The sequence below is a fragment of the Clostridioides sp. LIBA-7678 genome (assembly GCF_056716065.1).
In genome coordinates, this window is sequence record NZ_CP196987.1 from 3,586,096 (window position 1) to 3,610,049 (window position 23,954).

The 23,954-nt window shown below is 29.3% G+C and carries 20 protein-coding genes, 1 pseudogene and 1 riboswitch; of the genes and pseudogenes, 2 read left to right on the top strand and 19 right to left on the bottom strand.

The window, feature by feature from the left end; translation table 11 throughout:
• Positions 1–81: 81 nt before the first annotated feature.
• Positions 82–1,632, bottom strand: coding sequence for a xylulokinase (gene xylB, locus ACTG46_RS16635; RefSeq protein ID WP_479923242.1), 1,551 nt, complete (start codon positions 1,630–1,632; stop codon positions 82–84).
• A 208-nt stretch (positions 1,633–1,840) separates the two neighbouring features.
• Here xylB and ACTG46_RS16640 point away from each other — a divergent pair, with 208 nt between their 5' ends.
• Positions 1,841–3,022 (top strand): ROK family transcriptional regulator, encoded by a 1,182-nt coding sequence (locus tag ACTG46_RS16640; RefSeq protein ID WP_227832069.1) that lies wholly within the window; start codon positions 1,841–1,843, stop codon positions 3,020–3,022.
• 472 nt (positions 3,023–3,494) lie between these two features.
• On the opposite strand, the gene ACTG46_RS16645 is transcribed toward ACTG46_RS16640, so the two are convergent.
• The 6 genes from ACTG46_RS16645 to ACTG46_RS16670 all read right to left on the bottom strand — a co-directional run bounded on the left by ACTG46_RS16645 (position 3,495) and on the right by ACTG46_RS16670 (position 9,191).
• Entirely contained in the window at positions 3,495–3,899 is a 405-nt protein-coding gene (locus ACTG46_RS16645) for a PTS sugar transporter subunit IIA (protein WP_227832070.1), read from the bottom strand.
• 20 nt (positions 3,900–3,919) lie between these two features.
• Positions 3,920–4,402 (bottom strand): PTS sugar transporter subunit IIB, encoded by a 483-nt coding sequence (locus ACTG46_RS16650; RefSeq protein WP_044213929.1) that lies wholly within the window; start codon positions 4,400–4,402, stop codon positions 3,920–3,922.
• Positions 4,403–4,421: 19 nt separating this feature from the next.
• Complete coding sequence (locus ACTG46_RS16655) at positions 4,422–5,237, bottom strand: PTS system mannose/fructose/sorbose family transporter subunit IID (protein WP_223153229.1); 816 nt, start codon at positions 5,235–5,237, stop codon at positions 4,422–4,424.
• Positions 5,224–6,003, bottom strand: a complete 780-nt coding sequence (locus ACTG46_RS16660) for a PTS mannose/fructose/sorbose/N-acetylgalactosamine transporter subunit IIC (protein ID WP_479923243.1) — start codon at positions 6,001–6,003, stop codon at positions 5,224–5,226. Before ACTG46_RS16660 ends, ACTG46_RS16655 begins: the two co-directional genes overlap by 14 nt.
• Positions 6,003–8,081 (bottom strand): glycoside hydrolase family 31 protein, encoded by a 2,079-nt coding sequence (locus ACTG46_RS16665; protein WP_479923244.1) that lies wholly within the window; start codon positions 8,079–8,081, stop codon positions 6,003–6,005. The genes ACTG46_RS16660 and ACTG46_RS16665 overlap by 1 nt, the downstream gene beginning before the upstream one ends.
• 588 nt (positions 8,082–8,669) lie before the next feature.
• Positions 8,670–9,191, bottom strand: a complete 522-nt coding sequence (locus ACTG46_RS16670; RefSeq protein WP_054277540.1) for a CD3072 family TudS-related putative desulfidase — start codon at positions 9,189–9,191, stop codon at positions 8,670–8,672.
• Positions 9,192–9,355: 164 nt separating this feature from the next.
• On the opposite strand from ACTG46_RS16670, the gene ACTG46_RS16675 reads away from it, so the two are divergent.
• The gene (locus ACTG46_RS16675) at positions 9,356–9,922 is read left to right on the top strand and encodes a CD3073 family putative ECF transporter S component (protein ID WP_054271578.1); all 567 of its coding nucleotides are present in this window, start codon (positions 9,356–9,358) and stop codon (positions 9,920–9,922) included.
• Positions 9,923–10,385: 463 nt separating this feature from the next.
• On the opposite strand, the gene gatY is transcribed toward ACTG46_RS16675, so the two are convergent.
• From gatY to ACTG46_RS16735, 12 genes and pseudogenes are all read right to left on the bottom strand, one after another.
• Positions 10,386–11,255, bottom strand: a complete 870-nt coding sequence (gene gatY, locus ACTG46_RS16680; RefSeq protein ID WP_054271579.1) for a tagatose-bisphosphate aldolase subunit GatY — start codon at positions 11,253–11,255, stop codon at positions 10,386–10,388.
• 11 nt (positions 11,256–11,266) lie between these two features.
• A complete protein-coding gene (locus tag ACTG46_RS16685) occupies positions 11,267–13,198 on the bottom strand; it encodes a PTS fructose transporter subunit IIABC (protein WP_054277541.1) in 1,932 nt (643 codons plus the stop codon).
• 2 nt (positions 13,199–13,200) lie between these two features.
• On the bottom strand, positions 13,201–14,121 hold the full coding sequence (locus tag ACTG46_RS16690; RefSeq protein WP_054271581.1) for a 1-phosphofructokinase family hexose kinase: 921 nt from the start codon (positions 14,119–14,121) through the stop codon (positions 13,201–13,203).
• Between the two features lie 101 nt (positions 14,122–14,222).
• Positions 14,223–14,975 carry a MurR/RpiR family transcriptional regulator gene (locus ACTG46_RS16695; protein ID WP_054271582.1) on the bottom strand — a complete coding sequence of 251 codons (753 nt, stop codon included), beginning with the start codon at positions 14,973–14,975 and terminating at the stop codon, positions 14,223–14,225.
• Positions 14,976–15,229: 254 nt separating this feature from the next.
• Entirely contained in the window at positions 15,230–16,390 is a 1,161-nt protein-coding gene (locus tag ACTG46_RS16700; RefSeq protein ID WP_479923245.1) for a glycerate kinase, read from the bottom strand.
• A gap of 100 nt (positions 16,391–16,490) precedes the next feature.
• A complete protein-coding gene (locus tag ACTG46_RS16705; protein WP_219672815.1) occupies positions 16,491–17,678 on the bottom strand; it encodes a M20 family metallopeptidase in 1,188 nt (395 codons plus the stop codon).
• A gap of 13 nt (positions 17,679–17,691) precedes the next feature.
• Positions 17,692–19,083: a YfcC family protein gene (locus ACTG46_RS16710; protein WP_054271585.1), complete on the bottom strand. Its 1,392-nt coding sequence runs from the start codon at positions 19,081–19,083 to the stop codon at positions 17,692–17,694.
• A 146-nt stretch (positions 19,084–19,229) separates the two neighbouring features.
• Positions 19,230–19,409: riboswitch (Lysine riboswitch) on the bottom strand.
• A 314-nt stretch (positions 19,410–19,723) separates the two neighbouring features.
• Entirely contained in the window at positions 19,724–20,125 is a 402-nt protein-coding gene (locus ACTG46_RS16715; RefSeq protein ID WP_167640289.1) for a DUF3139 domain-containing protein, read from the bottom strand.
• 293 nt (positions 20,126–20,418) lie between these two features.
• Entirely contained in the window at positions 20,419–21,594 is a 1,176-nt protein-coding gene (locus ACTG46_RS16720; RefSeq protein ID WP_479923246.1) for a macrolide family glycosyltransferase, read from the bottom strand.
• A gap of 32 nt (positions 21,595–21,626) precedes the next feature.
• Positions 21,627–21,842, bottom strand: a complete 216-nt coding sequence (locus tag ACTG46_RS16725; protein ID WP_413926740.1) for an AbrB/MazE/SpoVT family DNA-binding domain-containing protein — start codon at positions 21,840–21,842, stop codon at positions 21,627–21,629.
• A gap of 27 nt (positions 21,843–21,869) precedes the next feature.
• Positions 21,870–22,052 (bottom strand): annotated as a pseudogene (locus tag ACTG46_RS16730) (helix-turn-helix transcriptional regulator); the annotation flags it as partial.
• A 454-nt stretch (positions 22,053–22,506) separates the two neighbouring features.
• Positions 22,507–23,949, bottom strand: coding sequence for a glycoside hydrolase family 1 protein (locus tag ACTG46_RS16735; protein ID WP_479923247.1), 1,443 nt, complete (start codon positions 23,947–23,949; stop codon positions 22,507–22,509).
• Between the last annotated feature and the right edge of the window lie 5 nt (positions 23,950–23,954).

The following is a 23,954-nucleotide window of genomic DNA, read 5'->3' on the forward strand; positions in this document are numbered from 1 at the left end:
CCTCCTAATATTTTACACATATGATGTATGTAATATTTTTCTCAATTTAAACTATCTTTTATTTTCACTCTTAAAATATTTTTATTCTTCATATTTAAAATTAACTACTTCATCTAATAATTTAAAATCATCTTTTAAAGATTTATATATCTTTTTATACAATCTATGATATCTCTCGTATGTATCTACATTTTGATTTATTGGCTCTAATTTAGTTGAAGTTTTTATTATAGTCTCACAAGCTTTCTGGACATTTTCGTATATACCAGCTCCTACTAATGCAAGAATTGCAACTCCTAGTGCTGGCCCTTCACTTGAATTTATAGTATATACATCTTGATTAAACATGTCTGCTTGCATCTGTCTCCATACTTTACTTTTTCCACCTCCACCTGAGGCTCTTACTTCATTTACTTCTATATTAAGTTTTTCTATTATATCCATACAATCTTTTAGACTATATGAAACTCCCTCCATAATTGCCCTTGCCATTTCTCTTTTAGAATGTATTGGAGATAATCCAAAGAATACTCCTCTTGCATAAGGGTCGAGATGAGGAGTTCTCTCCCCCATCATGTATGGTAGATAAAGTAATCCATTACATCCTGTTGGTACTTGACTTACTTGACTATTTATAATTTCATATACATCTTTACCTAAAGAGTTTGACACTTCTAGCTCGCTTTGACAGAAATTATCTTTAAACCATTTTAGTGACAATCCAGCTCCTTGAGTAACTCCCATAACATGCCATGTATTTGGTATTGCATGACAAAAAGTATGAACTCTACCTTCCTTATCAATTTTCGGTTCCTTTGTATATGCAAAAACTACACCAGATGTACCAATAGTAGATGAAACTATTCCATCTTTAACTATTCCATTTCCTATTGCTCCTGCTGCTTGGTCTCCAGCTCCACCTACAACTATTGTTCCTTCTTTAAGTCCTGTTAAGTTTGCTACTTCCCTAGTCACATATCCTGTAATCTCTTGAGATTCATAAACTTTACCTAAAAGACTTTTATCTATATTTAACTTGTCTAGTACTTCATTACTCCAATTTCTTTTTCTTATATCAAGTAACTGCATACCACTCGCATCTGATACTTCTGTAGCATATTCGCCTGTTAATTTGTATCTTATATAATCTTTTGGAAGAAGTATTTTATTAGTATTTTTATAAATGTCAGGTTCATTATTTCTAACCCACAATATTTTTGATGCTGTAAATCCTGTAAGCGCTGGATTGGCAGTTATTTCAATCAATCTTTCTTTACCTACCAAATCAGTTATCTCTTCACATTCTTTTACTGTACGTTGGTCACACCATATTATAGAGTTTCTTAGGGTATTCCCTTCTTTATCTAGCATAACTAAACCATGCATCTGTCCTGATAATCCAATTCCTTTTATACATTCACTGCTTATATCTGAACTTTGAATTACATGTCTTATAGATTCAACTACAGCTTCCCACCAATCATTTGCATCCTGTTCTGCCCAACCTGCTTTCTCTTGTATAAGAGGATATTCATATGTACAACTTTCTATAGTATTTCCTAGTTTATCAAATAAGACCGTCTTAGTACCTGATGTACCAATATCTACACCTAATACATACTCCAACTTCATCCCTCCTTGAGACATCACTTAATAATTATCGTTTTCCTAGTTCAAATTTTTTATATTTTAGGCATATTTTACTTGCTTTATTTTTGTTAGTATATTAAACTAACTTATGAACTAATAATAAAATATTTAATTATCTTTGTCAATGCAAAATAGCCTTTTATTTTTGTCTAAAAAGTATTACAATATTATTTTAAGGAGGAATATCAAATTGGTTACTGATAAATACACTATTCGAGAAATGAATGAAAGATTGGTACTTGAACAAATTATAAAGAATGGTCCTATTTCTAGAGCAAGTATAGCCTCTACTATAGGATTAAATAAAGCAACTATATCTGCTATTACCAAAAAACTTATCGATGAGTCTCTGATTCATGAAATAGGAATTGGAAATAGTACTCATAGTGGCGGAAGAAAGCCCATACTTTTAGTATTCAACAAATGTGCAGGGATTTCTTTAAGTATGGATATTGGATATGACTATATATTTTCTTCTCTATCTTACTTAGATGGGACTATTATAAAATCTAAGAAATTAATGGATATACAAGTAAATAAAGATAATGTTATACAATTAATAGATGAAATTATAGATAGCTATAACATATCCAAAATAGATACTCCTTATAATGTAATAGGGCTTACTTTAGCTATACATGGGATTACTTGTGAAAATAACATATTATTCACTCCATATTATAACCTCAATGAGATTGATTTATATGGTATCCTAAGTAAAAAATACGACTTTCCTATTCATATAGAAAACGAAGCAAACTTAACAGCTTTAGCTGAGAGTACTTTTTCAACTGTACATAATTCACTACTTAGTCTTAGTATTCATAGTGGATTTGGTTCAGGCATTATAATAAACAATAAATTATATAGTGGTAGAAATGGCATGAGTGGCGAAATTGGTCACACTATTATCATGCCTAATGGTAAACTATGTCCTTGTGGAAATCGTGGTTGTTTAGAACAATACTGCTCAGAGAAGAAAGTGTTTGAACAAATTTGTTCTTTAGAAAATATTCCTAAAATAGACCCTGATATGGTAAAACAACTATACTATGAAGATAATGAGAATACTAAAAAAGTTATCCATGAGTTTTGTAGTTATCTATCACTAGCTATAAACAACGCTATTGCAACTTATGCTCCTGAGATAATATATTTAAACAGCCAAATAATCAGAAATATACCTGAAATATTAGAGATTACAAAAGATATGCTAGTTAGCTCTTTTAACAAAGGCATAAATATAGAAATTTCATCGTTAGGTTCTGAGGCATCTCTATATGGTGGCTCTGCTGTCAATATTAAAAGCTTCTTAAATATACAAAACCTAACTTTGATGAATGAAATAAATGATAAAATAGCTGTATTATAATATTGAATAATCTGAGAACTAGCTTATTTAAGCTAGTTACATTTTTTAATATCAAATTGAATCTATCTATTACTTTTACTAAGATTGTAATAGGCTAAAAAATACAACTACATCTAAATCAGCATTTACAACAGATGAATCACTTCATAAGTCACTTTATTTAATAGCTTTAAGATTATATAAGTGAATTCAAAGTCTTAGAAACTGACCTAAATTATTAAATCAATAAAATATTCATCTTAATTAAATATTAGTTATAGTAATTATGAAATTCAAAAAAGTTAAGAATATCTTCATACATGTTCTATTTTTATAAGGATATAAATAATCTTAAATAAGGGTTATGACTATATAGCCATAACCCCTTTAAATTGTATATTCCAAAATCAAATTTATTCTGTAGTTAATACAAAATTATTTGCATTCTTTTCTCAGAAGTTATATATTAATTAAATCTTAATATATATTGTATTTATTCATCATCAGATAATAAACTTGCTGTTGGCTCAACAATAGAAATATTATCTTTACCTACTTTCTCCAGTTTTACTGCTAATTCTTTTGTGTCTGAAAAAGCTGATTCAACAACCATACCTAAATTTAGCCCTGAAATAATCTTAATTCTGTTATCACTACTAGCCTCTAATAACGCTGCATTGCATGGTGTTCCACCTAATAAATCTACCATTATAACTATTTCTGAACTTTCCTTGTATACTTCCAAAGCTTTTTTAAGTTTTTTTATTGTTCCTTCAATTCCATCATCTTGTTTCATATTTACAGTAGGATAATCTATAGAATTCCCTATTATCATTTTTGCAGAATTTAATACTTCTTCAGCCATATTTCCATGACTCATTAAAATAATACTATTCATTTTAATACACCTCTCTAAATCTATAAAATATCTACAAGATAAGTTTTCTTGTCATCAGGTGTCATTATAGTCGTTATTTCAATTCCTTCATCTAAAAGTTTTTTAAATGCTTCTTTCTCTTCCTCTGTAACACTGATATTAGGTTTTAATACTGTTGTATCTTTTCTACTTGACATATTTCCTACATTTATATTGTGTATTTTTAATCCAGCTTCTACAAATGGAATAAGGTCAACAGGAGACTTAACAATTAATAATACATTTTGCCCTTCATACTTTCCAGCAGTAATATTTTTTATAGCAGTCTCTTCTGTAATTATAGATGATGCTATTCCAGCAGGTGTAGCCATTCTTAGAACTTGTTTTTGAACAGAATTATTAGCTACTGCATCATTTACTACCATTAATCTTGTAACACCTAACTTATTACTCCACATAGTTGCAACTTGACCATGGATTAAACGGTCATCTATACGAATATTTTTTATACCTTTCATTTCCATATCTAATATCACCCTTTCCTTATTTTAAAATACCTAATGCATATAAAATTATTGAAACAACCATTACACCTAAAATTAAGTATATAGGCTTTATGTTCTTTTTAAGAGCCCAATAAACAACTAAAACTAAAATTGCAGGAACTAGTCCAGGCATAATTTGGTCTAATATTTCTTGACCTTTCATTGTAAAGTCCCCTTGTTGAAAATTCAAAGCAACATTAGCTTTTACTACAGATGGTATTAATGCTCCCACCACCATTAATCCTAAAATAGATGTACTCTCAGTTAAAATCTTCAAACTTTTTTCAATTGAAGATATTAGCTTAGTACCTGATGTATATCCAGCATTAAATAGTGGTATACTTAATAATTTTAACGCTACACTCACTGCAATCCATAATAAGATTCCAAATGGACTTCCATCTATAGCCATGTTAGCTGCTATTGCTCCAAAAATTGTCCATGGAATAACAACAAATAAACTATCTCCTAAACCTGCCACTGGTCCCATCAATCCTGTTTTAATTGAAGTAACAGCCTCCTCAGTATCTTCACTTGATAATTCCTCCATAGCTACATTAATACCCAAAATATAAGGTGCAACCCATGGATTAGTATTGAAAAACTGTAAATGATTTAATACAGCTTTTTGAAGTTTTTCTGGGTTATCTTTATATACTACCTTTAAAAATGGTAGTACTGCATAACAATATGCTAAAGCTTGCATCTTCTCATAATTTGAAGAAACAGAACTTGTGAAAAACCAACGCCATAGAACACTTTTCTTAACTTTTTCATTTGATTTATTTACTGATACATTATCACTCATCTTCATACATACCTCCTGCCACAGTATAATGTTGTGCTTGATTTTCTACATTCTTTTTGTAAATTATAAGTGCAATTGCTCCTCCAATTAAAGCTACACCTAACAATGGTACTTTCATATATACTGCTAAAACAAAACCAATTACTAAATAACTAAAATACTCCTTAGCAGGAAGGTATCTAAGTAATAATCCTATTCCTACTGCTGGAAGTAATCCTCCAGCTACTGTTAAACCACCTGTTAACCATTCAGGTGTATATTTTAAAATTGTGTTAATTAAAGAAGGTCCAAATATTACAGATAAAGCAACTGGGATACCTGTTGTAGCTGCTGTTAATAATACTCCTAACATTTGCATATATGTTATATTTTTGTAATTTCCTTTTCTAGCTCCATCTTCTGCTTTATGAACTAGCCATATACCAATAGTATTTCTAAGAACATCTAACTGTACCATCAATAAAGCAACTGGAATACCTATAGAGATTCCTACAGATGCTTCTTGCTTAGTTGTAATAGTTATAAATGTTGCTACTATACTTGCTGTCTGATAATCAGGTATTGATGCTCCACCAAAGTTACTAATACCTAATGATAATAATTGTAGTGTCCCTCCGATATATAAACCTGTGTTTATATCACCTAAGATAAGACCAGTAATAAAACCTGCTGTTACTGGTTGATATGTTCCAAACATTGTTGAATTTTTTTCATAGTTTATAAAAAATCCATATACTACTATTAATAATAATTGCCATAATTGTGGTTCCATTATGATTTCACCTCGCTCAAAATATTTTTTAACTCTTCAAAGTTATATTTAGAATTTTGCTTTAAGAAAATAGGAATTTCTTCAAGAGGGCATTCAATTTCATAAATTTTTCCACCTTCATAACTGACCCCACTAAAGATATTCTCCCATGTATATCCTTTTGGTAAATATACTTTTCTACCTCTATCTTTATAATTCATTATTGGAGCAACCAAAATTTCATCTCCAAGCATATATGTATTATCAATCTCCCAAGCTTTATCATCTTCAGGAAATTCATAAAATAAAGTTCTCATAACTGGTGTACCTTCTTCATGAGCTTCTTTCATCAATTTTGATAAATAAGTTTTTATACTCTCTCTAATTTTGATAAACTTTGTAAGAATTGTTTCAACTTCTTCACCATAAGACCATATTTCATTAGGAGCTCCTGTTACCATTGAACCTCCACCTTTATTTGATAATGGTTTGCTATGAGGCAATCTATCTCCATGCATTCTTAAAATTGGTGAAAAAGTAGCATATTGGAACCATCTTACCATAAGTTCTCTAAATTCTGGGTCTTTAGGATTTCCTCCATGGAAACCTCCAATATCTGTTGTCCACCATGGTATACCTGCTAGTCCCATATTTAATCCTGTATTTACTTGATTATTAAAAGCTTCAAAACTAGAATCAATATCACCAGACCATACTAAAGCTCCATACTTTTGAGCTCCTGCCCAAGCTCCTCTTACAAGAGTTACAACAGACTCTGTATCATCATGTAAACCATGATAAATCATTTTTAAATAATCAATAGGATAAATGTTACCACAACTTAAAACATTTCCTTTTTTATATCTATAGTTATCAAAATCATAAACAGAATATCCAGGTTCAGCTACATCTAACCAATAATAGTTAATTCCAAGCTGTTTATAATTTTTATCTATTCTATCCCAAACATAGTCTCTTGCATCTCTGTTTGTCATATCTACAAATATCGTATTTCCTTGAATTTGCATTGTCATTCTGACACCGCGATTAACATTAACTAAATAACCATTTTCTAAATAATCATTGTAGTTTTCTGCATCACTTTGAACTGTAGGCCATACAGATACCATTGGCTCTACTGAATACTCTTCTTTTAGTTTCCTAACTAATTCCTTGGGATTTTTCCAATAATCTAGGTCAAATTTATATTCACCTTGTTTAGGCCAATGAAAATAGTCAATTGCAATTGATGAAAGTTTAATTCCCCTTTTAGAATATTCTTCCACAACATCTAAAACTTCTTCTGAAGTTCTATATCTTAATTTACTTTGCCATAGCCCCAAAAGGTTTTCAGGCATCATAGGAACAGTTCCTGTGACTTGAGAGTAATTTTTATTTAGCTCTTTTGGGCTTTCTCCACAAGTAATCCAATAGTCTATAAATTTCGTAGAAAACATCTTCCATTCTGTCATATTTTTGGCAAAAGATACTTTTCCAATCCCTGGATTATTCCATAAAAATCCATAACCTAAACTAGAAATATAAAAAGGAACTGATATTTGAGAATTTCTTTGTGCCAATTCTAGCACAGTATTCTTTAAATCTAAAAATTTATGTTGATATTGTCCCATTCCAAAAACTTTTTCAGAAGGCTCAGACTCAAATCTAGTAGTCACTTCAAAGTCTCCATTATAACTTGGTCGATATTCTCTTGATTTTAATTTAAGAGTAGAGTTGAAGTCTTTGGTAATTTCTATTGTACCTACATCTTCCCCACCATCATCATGTTTTACAGCTCTTAATCGAATATACTCTTTCAATAATATTTCATTTTTATCATTGTAAAAAGTGATTCTATCTCTATGGTCTAAGACAGCCTTTATCTTTCCATTTTTAATGATTACACTACCATCTTCATTCTTATTAATTATAATATCGTCTTTATTTAACTTAGGTTTTTCGTTAAGAGCATAGTTTTCATCAACAAAATTTTGGTCCACAAATGACCTGATACGTAAAGAATTTTTTCCCCATGCTTCTATTCGCAATAGTTCATTGTCAAACCTTTTTTCAATATAATCTTCAAATATTCTTACCACAGCCACCCTCCTAAATAGATGATATAGTGTTATATTTAATGTACTGTTAGGTCAACTACTTTAATATATCAATTGATGTAGATGATTTTATTTTGTCATTTATTTGTACATTAAACTAACTTACCAATAATATACTTTATTTGACTCTATTTGTCAATCGTTTTCCATAATTTAACGTAATTTTCCAATTTAATAAAAAATAATACTTTTTAATGTCTTAAATTTCTTTTAATTTATATTTTTTAGTTTGTCATGATTAGAAAGTATAACAAATCATATATTTTTAGTAATTTTTTTGTACTGCCCCATATGTATTGAATCATTCTATAATGGTAATTGGTATAATTTGAATTTGTTAGTAATTTGATTAATTAATACATGTTTTAAATATAATTTATGGATTTTATGACAAAAACAAAAGATACTAGCTTTAACAAACTAGTATCTTCAAGAGTTTTGTTCTTTTAATTTTAAAATTACTACAAATTTAATTTATATAAATAATCATTTTATAAATTTATTTATATTATTATAGGTATTCAATACTCTTTTAATATTAAATAGTTATCATACTTTCTAAAAATATATTTATTTTCCTTCTTCAGATTCATCAAATCCAACTATTGGTATATTCAAATTGTATTCATTAAGTAATTTTTCCAACTCTTCTATAAAAATTCCTTTACCATCTACCATTTGTACATCATTTATTTTGTTTCTCAAATCAGTGCAACCGCATAATTCACCAGACCACTTCTCAGAACTACATGTCTTATTATAACCACAGCTTGGGCTACCATCTATTGCAATAATACTTTTTATATTGTAATTATTTTTTAAGTATTCATCAAACTGCATTATATAAGGTACCAACATTTGTCTACACTGTTCTCTAAAAAACATATTATCAAACTGTTCTTTTACATGTCCCCATCTATTTATTCCATACATAATTATCTCTGGGCAAGGTAGTTGAATTATTCCATATCCATTATTTATTAAATCTACTGCTATATTTTGTGCACCTTTAAATTCTGATGAGCCCTCTACTTTGGAGTTACAGTTTAATATACAATGACATACTACTACAATCTCTCTACTTCTTTTCATAATAATCTCCTTAGTTATTCTTAACTTTAATAATACTATATATTTCGCCAATTATATTATTTATTTGCTCTATATTCGTAATATTCTATATAGAAATATACAATTAGTAATCTTTTATAATCTATAATATGATAAATGTATACATTTTTTAGGAGGTATTATAATTGAATACTAAAAAAATCACGTTTTCTTCAATGTGTATAGTTATTAACATTGTCTTAGGTATATTTATATCTATGATAAACATACCTTTATTATTTTTAGATACAGTTGGTACTGTACTTGGGGCTGTTGTATTAGGTCCTTTTTGGGGTGCTCTTATTGGTGGATGCACAAACTTAGTTTTAGGTGTTATATCAGGACCTACAAATATTCCTTTTGCTCTTGTAAATATTGCTCTTGGTCTTATTGTCGGTTATATTTCTAAGAAAAAAGGGTTTGGCTATAAAGAGGCTCTTATCACAGGAATAATTTTAGCTGTTGTTTGTCCTTTAATTGGTACTCCTATTTCAGTTTTATTATTTGGGGGATTAAGTGGAAGTGGTGCTGATTTATTGGTTGGTTTTTTAGTTCAATCTGGGCAGAAGATATTTACTGCTGCATTCTTTCCAAGAATTCTCAGCAATATAGTGGACAAGCCTTTATCTTGTATCATGGTTGTATATTTTATAAGTAAAATGCCTAAAGGTTTTATAAGCCAATATAGTAGAAATACGTCTAGTTCGTCTTAATGAGTTATTTATACATATGATTTATTAATAAAGTCATAGACTTATCTTTGTATAATATTTTTTATTAGGCCTTAATATTAACAATTTAATTAGATAGTATTTAAATTAATTTAATTGTCTAATTTATTACTCAAAAAGAGATATTGCAGAAACATTCAATATCTCTTTTTGTATTTCTATATTATCCATATTCAATTTTTTATTTTAATCTACTATTAAACTATAAATTTATTCTTTATACTTATTAAGATTATTTGACTTATATACAGAATCCTCTATATATTCTAATACAATTGTAACTTTAAAACTTGTATAATATCTTTTAACTAGATTTATCTAGATACTTGAAGAACTAGTTATTTAGTTAAATAAATACACACTAAATCTTCTCTATTTTATTTTTTAATTTTTCTGTAATTGTATATAACTTTATCTCAAATGTTCATAAAATTATTTTCTTTTATTAACACTCTACTGTTCCTACTGCTTTTCCTACACATCCACAAACTTCCATTCTACTCTTCACAAACTCTTTAACTGAATCTAAACCTTTTTTACCATACTTCTTAGGGTCAATCACTTCTGGGTCAGAATTAAGTACATCCTTAACACCATTACTATAAGCAATCCTTAATTCTGTCGCATAATTAACCTTACAAATTCCTCTTTTTATAGATTCTTTAATCATCTCATCTGGTATTCCAGACCCTCCATGTAACACTAATGGAACTGATACCACTTCTCTAATCTGAGACAATCTATCTAAATCAAGCTTTGGTTCTCCTTTATATAGACCATGTGCTGTACCTATTGCTACTGCTAGAGATGATACTCCTGTTCTCTCTACAAACTCTTTTGCTTCTAGTGGGTCTGTGTATGCTCCACCATCTCCACCATCTAAGTCGTCTTCCTTACCTCCAACTTTACCTAATTCAGCTTCAACAGGTATATCTGAAGGCATACATGCATCTACAACAGATTTGGATATTGAAATATTGTCTTCGTAACTTTCATGAGAACCATCAATCATAATGGAAGTATATCCAACTCTAAGTGCTTGCATAGCTAGTTCAAAACTTGAACCGTGGTCTAAGTGCATTGCTACAGGTATACTTGCCTTTTCTGATGCTACCTTTACATTTGCTAAATAATAATCTAGCCCTGCATACTTTATTGTTGAAGGTGTTGTTTGTAGTATTACAGGTGATTTAAGTTCCTCAGCAGCCTCTATTACTGCCATAACCATCTCCATATTTTCTACATTAAATGCACCTACTGCATAATGTCCTTCTTGTGCATCTAATAATATTTGTTTAGTTGTCACTAATGCCATAATTCATCCTCCTATATACTTATACTGATTTCTTCATTATTTAATTTCGATACTATTTCTCTACTTGTTTTACTGTTTAGTAACTCATTTAAAAATTCTTCATGCATTAACTTTGAAGATAGCTGAGACAGTGTCTTTAAGTGTAAATTATCATCACTATCTGTTGCTGCTATCATAAATATAATATTTACTAAACTTCCATCCTCTGATTCAAAATCAAATCCTTCTTTTGATACACCTACTGCTACACGTGGTATTTTTACTGCATCTGTCTTTGCATGTGGTATAGCTATCCCCATCCCAAAACCTGTAGACGATATTTCTTCTCTCTTATAAATTTCTTCTTTAAATTTATTCTTATCTGAAAGAACACCTGATTTATCAAGTATTTCAACCATCTCATCAATTACATCTGCTTTCTTTTTTCCCTTAACATTTAAAACTACTGTTTCTTCATCATATAAAGTTATGCCATTAGATACGTTTTCCAATCTTGTAATGTTATCTGTGCTTTTATGTCTATTTTCATTTTTAATTTCAGTTGAATTTTCTGTAGTAGTTTTGTTATTTACTACTTTAGGTGTAACCACCATATAAAGTATGGCTCCTACTAATGAACCTACCAATATACACCCTACCCATAAAAGTGGCTTATTGACTAATCCTAGAACCAAAAATCCTCCATGTGGAGCTGGTACCTCTATTTTCATTATATAAGTTAAAATTGCTGATATTGATGAACCAATCATAAGTACTGGCAACACTTTTAATGGATTCTTTGCTGCAAAAGGTATTGCTCCTTCTGTTATATGAGTACTACCTAGTATATAGTTAATTAACCCTGCTGCTCTATCTTCTTCTGTAAATCTGTTTTTAAATAAAGTAGATGCTATTGCTATTACTAATGGTGGTGTTATACAAGCTGCAGATACACCTGCCATAAATAAATAATTTCCTTGTCCTAGAAGCATTGTTCCAGTTACATATGCTGCTTTATTTACTGGACCTCCCATATCAAATGCTGACATACAACCTATTACGATTCCTAATATTATAGGACTTGAATTTTGTAATCCTGAAAGGAAGTTCATCATAGCATTGTTAAGTGCTGAACATGGCCCTCCAAGCAATAACATAACTACACCGACAAAACCTACACTGACTATAGGAATTATAAAAATTGATTTAAGACCTTCTAACTGTCTTGGTAATTTTCTTAATATATGTACAAATAAATTTACTAAGTAACCTGCTAAAAATCCTGCTATAATTCCACCTAAAAATCCTGAACCTGTGTCAAAAGATATCATTCCTCCAACAAGACCCGCTAACATACCAGGTCTTCCTGATATAGATTGAGCTATAAATGCTGCTAATACAGGAACCATCAAATTCATAGAATATCCACCAACAGATTTTAATGTAGCTGCTATCTGATTATACTGTTCTGAATTTGGGTCAAATGAGTAAATACCCCACAAAAATGATATGGCAGTTAGTACTCCACCTGCTACTACTAAAGGTAACATATGAGATACACCATTCATTAAGTCCTTATATAACTTTTGACCAAATGATAAATTACCTTCTTCTTTAAGTTTGCTACTTGATGTACTTCCTTTTCTAATAGGGGCTTTCTCATCAATACATTTTTGTATAAGTTCAGTAGCTTTGTGTATACCTTCTTTGACAGGTACTTCTATTACTGGCTTTCCATTGAATCTATCCATATCGACGTTTTTATCACAAGCCACTATTATTGCATCTGCCATTTCAATATCTTTTGCTGTTAGTTTATTTTCTACTCCTATAGCTCCATTCGTTTCAACTTTTATATCGCAACCTAATTCTTTGGCAGCTTTTTTTAATGCTTCTTCTGCCATAAAAGTATGAGCTATCCCAGTTGGGCAACCTGTTACACCTAGAATCATCCTCTTACCCATTTTTATACCACCTTTCTAACTTTTATATTTTTTATATAATCTTCTACATTCTCCAAATTACCTATACCATTACTTTCAGCTACACTTGCTCCTGTTGCTGATGACCTTTTTAATGCATTTTCAATATCTTCTTGATTTTCTAACCATATACTCAAAAAAGCAGCCAATGCAGAATCTCCAGCACAAGCAGAACTAACAACTGTAACCGGTTGAGTACTAGCATAATAAATCGATTTTCCATTATAAAAATAAGAACCCTTTTCCCCTAGAGTTAGCAAGATATTTTGAGCACCTTTCAAGTGTAATAGCTTAAGTACATCTTTAATATCTTCTTCATCTCTTACAATAATTCCAAATATATCTTTTATTTCTTCATCATTTGGCTTTATCAAATATGGATTATATTGTAGTAATTCCTTTAGTTTTGGTGAACTTATATCCAGTATTATTTTTATATTTTTATTTTTACAAATTTTAAATATCTCTTCATAGTAATTATCATCAATTCCAGGTGGTAGACTCCCACTTATCGATAGATGACTTATATCTTCTAGAGACTCTATCTTCTCCAACATATCTAGCTTTTGTTTTTCATCTACATATGACCCAGAGTTAACAAATTTAAACTCGTCACTCCCATCATTTAAAAATATATTTATACGAGTCGTATCTTCTACCCAAGTGGGTAATACATCAAACCCTCTTTTTTCACTTTCCTCAACTATATATCTTCCTGAAAATCCTCCAAAAAAACCTAATATTTTGGATTCTATACCATAATGACCTAGTACAAATGATACATTTAGACCTTTTCCATTAGGAGAATATATAGCATTAGATGTACGATTTACTAATTTGCTTTTTATACCATTAGTAGATATATTCATGTCTATTGCTGGATTAGTAGTTAATGTATATATCATTGTCTTCCCCCTTGCTTCTGTTGTGTATATTTTCATTATAATAAAAAAGTCTATGAAAATCTTTTCACAAATAGAAAATCGATTTTCATAGACTCTTCAATTTAATTCTCAGAATTATTATACCTAACCATATAGTCTATAATTATCCTAGATATAATATACAAGGGTAACCTAGATGATACTTCATATTCAGAAATTGATATATGCTCATGCTTATATCCTACAATATATAAATCTGAATACTTTATAAGTTTTGCATTTTCACTACAACAACATGTTATAACTTTAGCTCCTCCTAAATTGGCATTTTGTGCTGACTCTACAAGTTCCACAGTATTTCCATTCAATGAAAAAATAATTATAAGCTCATCTTTTTTTATTGATTTAGATTTTATTTTCATTATATTAGGGTCATTTATAAAGACCACATTGAAATCGAGCAGTTGCAATTTAAGACTAAACTCTTTTGCTACATATTCAGTAAGTCCTCTTGCTAAAATATATATCTTACTAGACTCGTTTATAGCTTTTATTATATTAATTAATGTAGTTAAAGATATTTGTTCTATAACCCTTTGTGCTTCAATAAAAGATTTATTTATTATATCCCCCATATTTTGTATATCATCATTTTCATCTTTTACTGTTAATCTATACCTTAGTTCATTAAATCCATTTAAGCCACATTTTCTAATTGCCCTTGAAACAGTTGCTGGAGATGAATATGTTTCATGAGCAATCTCTACTATAGATAATTCTGGTAATATCGACTCATTTTCATTTATAAATTTAATTATTTCAAGTTCTGTCTTGGTTAGATTTTCAGAATTACTTTTGTTTAGCTCAATTATCATATTTTTCTCTCCTTATATCTAAGTTTGTCTATCTAATTTTATCAAATATTATATAAATAATATATTCTCTCTTAACTACTTATTTTTATACACAATTAAGATTTAGTCAATGTCTATATATGTAAATTTATAATATCATAATTTCGTACTTCAATTTATTATAGTATTCTGTAATAAAAATAAACAGTCTATCTCACTGAAAAAATCTAAATTCATGTGTAATATCTTTCTTTTTTATCTAGCATATCTTATTTTTAATATGACTTATTTCCTAACTGTTGTACACTAGTTATGAGATTAAATATTTGTATTGTGGTAGCAGTCATATTATCACTAGCAATTTTTTTATCCATAGCCTCTTCTATTGTCATAGCTCTATTTACTATAGAAAAATAAGCATCTATGCCGTCTTCATTACACTTAACTGCATCTTCTGTTGTTGCTCCAGCCAAACCTATTACTTTTATCCCATATTTTTTAGCCAATTTTGCAACTCCTATTGGTGCCTTGCCCATAGCAGTTTGCTTATCCAATCTACCTTCTCCTGTTATTACAAAGTCTACATCTTTCAACTCATCCTCTAATTTAATTTCTTCTAATATTATTTTTATGCCAGATTCTAACTTTGAATTTAAGAATCCTAAAAAGGCAAATCCTAATCCACCTGCTGCTCCTACCCCTTCTACATTGGCTATATCTTTGTCCAAATCATTTTTAACTACATTAGAAAAATTTCTAAGCCCATTATCTAACTCTTCAATTATTTCTCGTGTTGCACCTTTTTGAGGTCCATATATGTATCCAGCTCCATTTTCTCCAAACAGTGGATTGTTTACATCACAAGCTATTTTAAAGTTACATTCATCTAATTCTTTTAGTCTATTATCTATTTTTATGTGTCTTATTTTATTTAAAACTTTTCCACCTAAATCTACTAATTTATTATTCTTATCATAAAACTCAAACCCTAAAGCTTGAAGCATACCTACTCCTGCATCATTGGTAGCACTTCCACCTAATCCTACTATAAAATTTCTACAGCCCTTATTTATTGCTTCCTTTATTATTTCTCCAACACCATAAGTTGTAGTGTATAAAGGATTTCTAAGTTCAGTTGGGACTAATGTCAATCCTGATGCTTGAGCAATTTCTATTATTGCAGTATTCGTATCTTTTAATAATCCATATGTCGCATTTACTTTCTTAATTATTGGCCCAGTAACTTCTATAGTTTCTTTTGTCCCATTCATTCCTTGAACTAAAGCATCTACTGTTCCTTCACCACCGTCAGCAAGTGGTAGTATCTTTACTTTTGCATCTTTTTCAACTTTTAATATCCCTTTTTTGATTGCATTTGCTGCTTCAATTGAGGATAAACTCCCCTTAAAGGAATCTATAGAGATTAATATTTTCATATTTATCTACTCCTTATTTTAATATACGATTTTATAATATTAATAAAAGAGGTATTACCGATTTTCAAGTAATACCTCTTTGTTTTATTTTTAATTTAAATTAATTTATGTGATTTTTCTTAATCTCATCAAGTAGTCCATCTTCTAAATAAATTTCTAATGCACAACCCACCATTGCCTTTACTGCTTTATGAAGTTTATCATAAGCTTCTGCAGAATTTGCATAATTTAGAAATTCTTTTTCGTGAACATATACCATTGGATTTATATCTAAAGCTATTTCTGTATACATAGTAGGGCAAACTTGACTTACATTACCTATATCTGTAGAACCCACTGGTCCATCTTTTCCCTCTAATATATCTGTTATACCTGCTTCAATCAAATTATTTTTTGTTATATTTTGAAGTACTTTATTATTTATTATATTGTCAAAAGAATTTTCAAAATATCTATAAGATAGCTTAGCTCCTGTCATTAACTCTGCACCTTTTGCACAGTTTATAACTTTTTTAGTAACTTCATCTAAATAACTTCTTTCAGCAGCTCTTACAAAAAACTTACAAGCAGCTTTTTCTGGAACTATATTTGGAGCTTCTCCTCCATTTGAAACTATACCATGTATTCTAACATCTGATTTTACATGTTGTCTTAGAGCATTTATTCCAGCAAAAGTAAGTTGTACTGCATCCAATGCATTAACTCCCATATGAGGATGACTAGCTGCATGTGCTGATACACCTTCAAAGCTAAACTCTAATGAATCTATTGCTAAAGCTTTGCAGTTTATATTATTAAAAGCTTCTATATGCATCTGATAGCTTACATCAATATCATCAAAAGCTCCTGCTTTAACTAAGTCACATTTTCCTCCTGTTGTTTCTTCAGCTGGTGTTCCTATTAATACAATTTTTCCTTTAAAACTTTCTTTTAACTTGCTTAATACTATACAAGCTCCTAGTGTAGATGCTGCAATCCAGTTATGACCACAAGCATGACCTGGCTCTTTATCTTCTCCATATCCAGGAAGTGCATCATACTCAGCTAAAAACGCTATAGTAGGACCATCACTATCTCCTAGCTCTGCTCTAAAAGCAGTATCCATATTACAGTATGGATAAGTTGTATCAAATCCATATTCCTTCATTTTCTCTACTAAATATTTTGATGATATATATTCTTCATCTCCTAGCTCTGGGTTGTTGAATATAAAATCGCATACTTCTTCAATTTCTTTCCCAAGTTCATTCTCTATCTCATAAGCTCTTTTCTTTATACTCTCTATCATAACTTACCTCCTATTAGAATCCTAGATATAATCCTACTGTCAAAAATACCATTACAAGAATTGTTAATACTACCATTAGAGGAACTATGAATCTAACCCACTTTGACCAAGGGATATTAGCTACTGCTAGTGCTCCCATTAAAACACCTGATGTAGGTGTTATTAAGTTAGTTACACCTATCCCAAATTGATAAGCTGTAACTATCATTTGTCTAGATACATCTACTAAGTCTCCAAGTGGTGCAAGTACAGGTATTGTAAGTGATGCAAGCCCTGATGCTGATGGTATTAAAAATGCTATTAATCCTTCTATTAAGAAAGTTAAGTTTATAAATATAGTTTTTGGTAATCCATTTAATAAATTTGCCGCAGAATTTAAAATTGTATCTATTATAAATCCATTTTCTGCTATTATTACGATTCCACGTGCAAATGCTATACATAATCCTGCTGTCATTAAATCTCCAGCTCCACTTATAAATGAATTAACTATTTCATCTTGCTTAAGCCCTGATGCTATTCCAGATATTATACCTATGGCTGTAAATATCATTGCAATTTCAGCTATATACCATCCTAATTTTAAAACACCAAATATCATAATTCCCATACCTATTACGAAAATTGCTATTACAATGGCTTCTCTTTTTGTAAATTCTTTTATGTTTGTATCACTATTAACCATTGATTCTTGATTCAGTGATATATCATGTACTAAAGACTTTTTAGGGTCTTTTTTTACTTTATTAGCATACATCATAACAAATGCTATAGATATAGCCATATATATTATAAACATAACAACTCTAAACTCTATTCCAGAACCTGGTGCTATTTGTGACAATGCCTGTGCTATTCCTACAGAGAAAGGATTAGTAGTCGCCGCTCCAAATCCAGCTGTTGCCCCTATAAATACTGTTGCCACCGCGGTTAATGAATCATATCCCATGCTGGTCATAAGTGGAATAAATATCATATAAAAAGGTAATGTTTCTTCACTCATTCCAAAAGTTGTACCACCAAGACCAAATAAAATCATAGATATAGGTATTATTAAAAATTGAAACTTCTTCATTTTATTTACAGTGTGCGCTATAATGGCTTCTATTGCACCTGTTTTATTAACTATTCCAAAAGCCCCTCCAACTATTAAAACAAATCCAACTACTTCAGCTGCATCTATAAATCCATTTATAGGAGCTGAAAATACATCAGTAATACCTTGTGGATTTGATGGTGCTTTTTCATAAGTTCCAGCTACAACAACTGACCTTCCGTCTATATCTACCCTTTCAAAATTTCCACTTGGTACTATCCAAGTAAGAACTGCCATTACTACTATTAATAAGAATATTATAGTAAGTGTCTGCGGCATAGTAAACCTCTTCTTTTTTAAACTGCTCATTTTTATTCTCCCCACTTTTAAATTAAAATATTTTATTATTGCATCCCTTTTCTATCCTATTTTGTATAGATGTAAAAAAGCTCAACATGGATACATGTTGAGCTAAATGTGTTAAATACAATATACCTACATCTTCCCTTTATCTTATCTAAGATAGCTCTCCATCAAAATTCGGGATGAATTTGATGACAGTACTGTACCTATTAAATACAGTCCCAGCACTAGCTTTGGACACTAGCACTTCGGCACTTACTCCTTTTATATTGCTTCATTGGTTTCCAACCTCTTCAATACTAATCTTAGTAAATGCAACCTCTACCTCAATCTTTTTATTAGATGAGGTAATGCTTATTAAATTTTATTTATTGTAAATAATTGTAGCATAATATGTCGAGATTGTAAATATTTTCAATATAATATACTTAGAATTAAATTTTATTTTCCACATCAATAAACTTTATATCTGCACATACATTCAAAGAATGTAGTATATTTTTATATCTAATTTTTTAAAGTCTGAAGATATATGTTTTTATATGTAACAAATTATACTTTCTCTATTAAGTGAATCTTTGGATATTTTTATTAGATGTTTATTAATAATTGATTACCATAAGAAATCATTCCATTGTATCCTCAACTATTTATTCAATTCTTTTTTAAGATAAATTGGTGGATACTTAACACTTTTTAATTCTTCATTACTTTTTAGAAGCTTATTGTTTTCTACATTATAAATTTGTAACATAACTTTATTTACATATAGGGCATAATAATCATCACTATAAAAATATTGATATTCATATTGTGAATCATCTTTATAATTTACTCTATACAGTATTCCATTATAGCTTGCTTTCTTTGCTTTTTCTTTTGTAATACTCTTTATATCATCTTCCGAAATACCTTGCTTTACCATATATTTATTGATATATATCTCAGCCTCCTTCCATGGTTTGAAATAGTTATTATATACAACACTTCCTGCTATACCTACAATACCTATAATTAATACTACTAAAATAATTCTATATTTTCTCATGCTAATTCCCCTTCTTTTATTATTTAAAACTATTATAATTCACTAAAAAAAGATGTTATATTTTTCTATTAGAATATAACATCCATCGTATTTAGTATCAATATACATGCCCTAACTGGTAGGTTAAAAGGCCCTACTGTCAGTATTTTTATTAAGTAGTATATATATTTCCTACTTTCCATGTAGTTTTATTTCATTATTATAAAAATTTCACAAGTATTTGTTTTAGAATATCTATTGCAATATTTCAATTAACATAATAAGTATCATATTAAGCTTCTAAATTTATATATTCAGCAATATGACTTTATAAGCTGTAATATTACATCAGCTGCCTTATTTGAACCACCTGCATTATAAAAGCTTTTTGATAGTTTAATTGCCTCTTCTTTGTATCCATTATCATTCATAACTTTAAATACAGTATCTTTAATATTTTTTGACCTATTTTCTTTTAACATCAGTCCTGCACCTAAATAAGCAACTCTATTAGCTACCATTCTCTGCTCTGAATGTTGTGGAAATAAGACCATAGGTACCCCATAATATAAACTTTCATTTACACTATTCATACCACAATGAGTGATAAACACATCAGCTTCTTGAAGTATAGCAATCTGTTCAACACTATTTTTAACTTCAAAGTTATTTGGTATATTCCCTAAACTTTTAATGTCAGTATCTCTACCAACAGACCTAATTATATCAACATCACAATCTTTAAATGCTTTTATACAGTTTTCATAAAAATTAACATTTTTATTATTAATCGTACCAAGTGAAATATATATAAGTTTTCTCTTTTTATCTTTAGGCTTAACAATCAACTTTGATACTGATGGCCCTACAAAAGAATATTTACTGGAAAAATTTTCTGACATTGGCTGAAATTCTTTTGATGTATATACAATAGTATTTGTATCATTATCATTAGAAATCATAGAAACAAAGTTTTTTACATAATATCCTTTTCTTTGTAAGAGCTTTATTTTTTTATTAATACGTCTCATCCCCAAAAACATATGAACAACTTCCATAAAACTTTGCTTCATCATTTTTGCTGTATGTTTATTAAATGCAAAAGTTGTTGTAGAGCATATATATGGAATATTAAGTTTTTGTGCAAATAACTTTCCCCAAAAGCTTAATGAGTCTGATACAATACAATCTGGATTAAAAACTTTAAGTTCTCTACATACTTTTTCATCTAAAGATATTGTAGTGTCTGCTATCATCTCAATTAACCCAGAGAAATCCTTGCCAATTTTTTTCTCATCTTCAGGACGTAATTCTGGGAGATATTTATCACAACTAATAAATTTTGCTCCAGTATCTTCAATTTTATCTTTAAATTCATTAAAAGAATAATACAATACTTCATTCCCTCTATCTACTAATTCACGAACTACTTCAATGGTTGGATTAGTATGACCATATGCAGGAATGCTGAAAAAAACTATTTTACTCATATTTTATCCATCCTTTTATAATTTTTCTAAAATTATTCTTCGTTATTTGTTACTCCCATATGACCTATAAAATTTACCAAATCACGTTGATGAACAATTCCTAGTCCTCTTTCTTCATCTCCAAGTATCAATAATTTATCTCCTGTATTTATATTAAATATATCTCTTGCTTCTTTTGGAATAACAATCTGACCACCTTCTCCAACTATAACAGCTCCAAAGAAAAATTTTCCTTTAGGTGGTATTATAATACCTGTTTTTTCTTCTGAATGATTGACTAAATCATCTAGTTTAACATTGTACAATTTTGCAAGTTTAATACAACTATCTATATCAGGAGTGGATTCTCCACTTTCCCATTTTGCTACTGATTGTCTAGATATATTAAGTTTTTCAGCTAAATCCTCTTGCGTATACTGATGAATTTTTCTTAGTCTTTTCAAATTTGTATTAAGCATATTTTAATATCTCCTATATTTATCGTACTAAATTTATTATTTAAATTCTATCAACTAATTTTAACATTTATGTATATATTGATATACATTTCTCTTGTACACATTTACCCTTTAATAAATATATTATAAGAAAATTTATAATTAATAGATACAATCTTTAATTTATCTAAAATGGCATCTTCTATTTATAAAAGTGCAAGTGGGACTTTTTGTAATATATTAGAATATCATAGATTTACTAATACAAAATTGTTTTACAGAATTTTTAAAGCAAAATTTAAATGTACTCCTAAAGATATCAGAAAGAAAAACTTATTTAAAATATAATATAAACTTATCCCTAAAGAATGCATCACAAAAAAAGCTTTTTATATATAAAAATGTGTACCTCCAATTATAGTAATTAGATTAACCACTTTACTATCACTATTTTTAGGAGAATACACATTTTATTTTATATATCTAACGAACTTAAATTATCTCCATTAGATTTTATGACCTCTTTATACCAGTCAAATGATTTTTTCTTACATCTCTTAAAACTACCTTTACCTTCATCATCCAAATCAACATATATAAATCCATATCTTTTACTCATCTGTCCTGTAGTTGCACTGACTAAGTCAATTGGTGCCCACATTAAATATCCAAAACATTCAACATTATCCTCTTTAATTGCAGACTTCATTTGTGATAGATGCTTACTTAGATACTCAATTCTATAATCATCATTTATAGTTCCATCTTCCTCAACTCTATCATATGCTCCTAATCCATTTTCTGTAATTAAGATAGGTAACTGATATTTTCTGTAAATATAGTTTAAAGTAAATCTTAGTCCTATAGGGTCTATTGCCCATCCCCACTTACTTTGTTCCAAGTATGGATTTTGAACTCCTCCAAATAAAGATTTATCACTTGATAAACTTTCTTTTGGAATAGACACACTTGAAAAATAATAATTAAGTCCTATAAAATCTAATCTACCTTCTTTAAATGCTTCTTTATCTTCATTAGTTACTTCAATATTTATATTATTTTTTTCATATTCTCTTAGTTTATATTGAGGAAACTTTCCATTACACATTGCATCAATTTGATAATAGTCACAGTCATTATCTAAGAACGCATTTAATACATTACTAGGATTGCAATTATATGGATAAATTGGATTTAATCCAAACACACATCCAACTTTATTATTTGGATTGATTTCTCTAGCCAACTTTGTAACCTTTACACTTGCTAATGTCATATTATACCCTACATTTGCCAGTATCTGAACCTTATCTTGCATTTCACTATACTTAATCCCTGCTATCATATAAGTAAAAATATCAGAGTGCTCTGTTTGAGGGTCAATATGATTCATCTCATTAAAGGTAACCCAGTACTTTACTTTGTTATCAAACTTTCTCATTATAGTCTCACTATACTTTAAATATAAATCTATAAGCTTTCTGTTATTCCATGAACCATATTTATGTACTAAATTCATAGGTAACTCAAAATGATAGAGTGTTACAATAGGTTCTATATTATTTTCTATTAAAGTATCTATTAAATCTTCATAATATTTAAGACCTAACTCATTAGGATTATCATCATCCCCATTTGGAAAAATTCTTGACCAGTCTATAGATATCCTTAATGCACTAAAGCCTATTTCTTTAAATAACGCTATATCTTCTTTATATCTATTATAAAAATCAATTCCATTATGAGAAGGATAATCTAATTCTTCTTCTATTTTATCAGTAATTACTCTTGGTGTTTCATAAGAGCCTTTAGTTACAAAATCCATAATTGCAGCTCCTTTATTATCAACATCCCATGCACCTTCACATTGATGTGCTGCAATACTTCCTCCCCAGAAAAATGTATCTTCAAAATTCATAAATT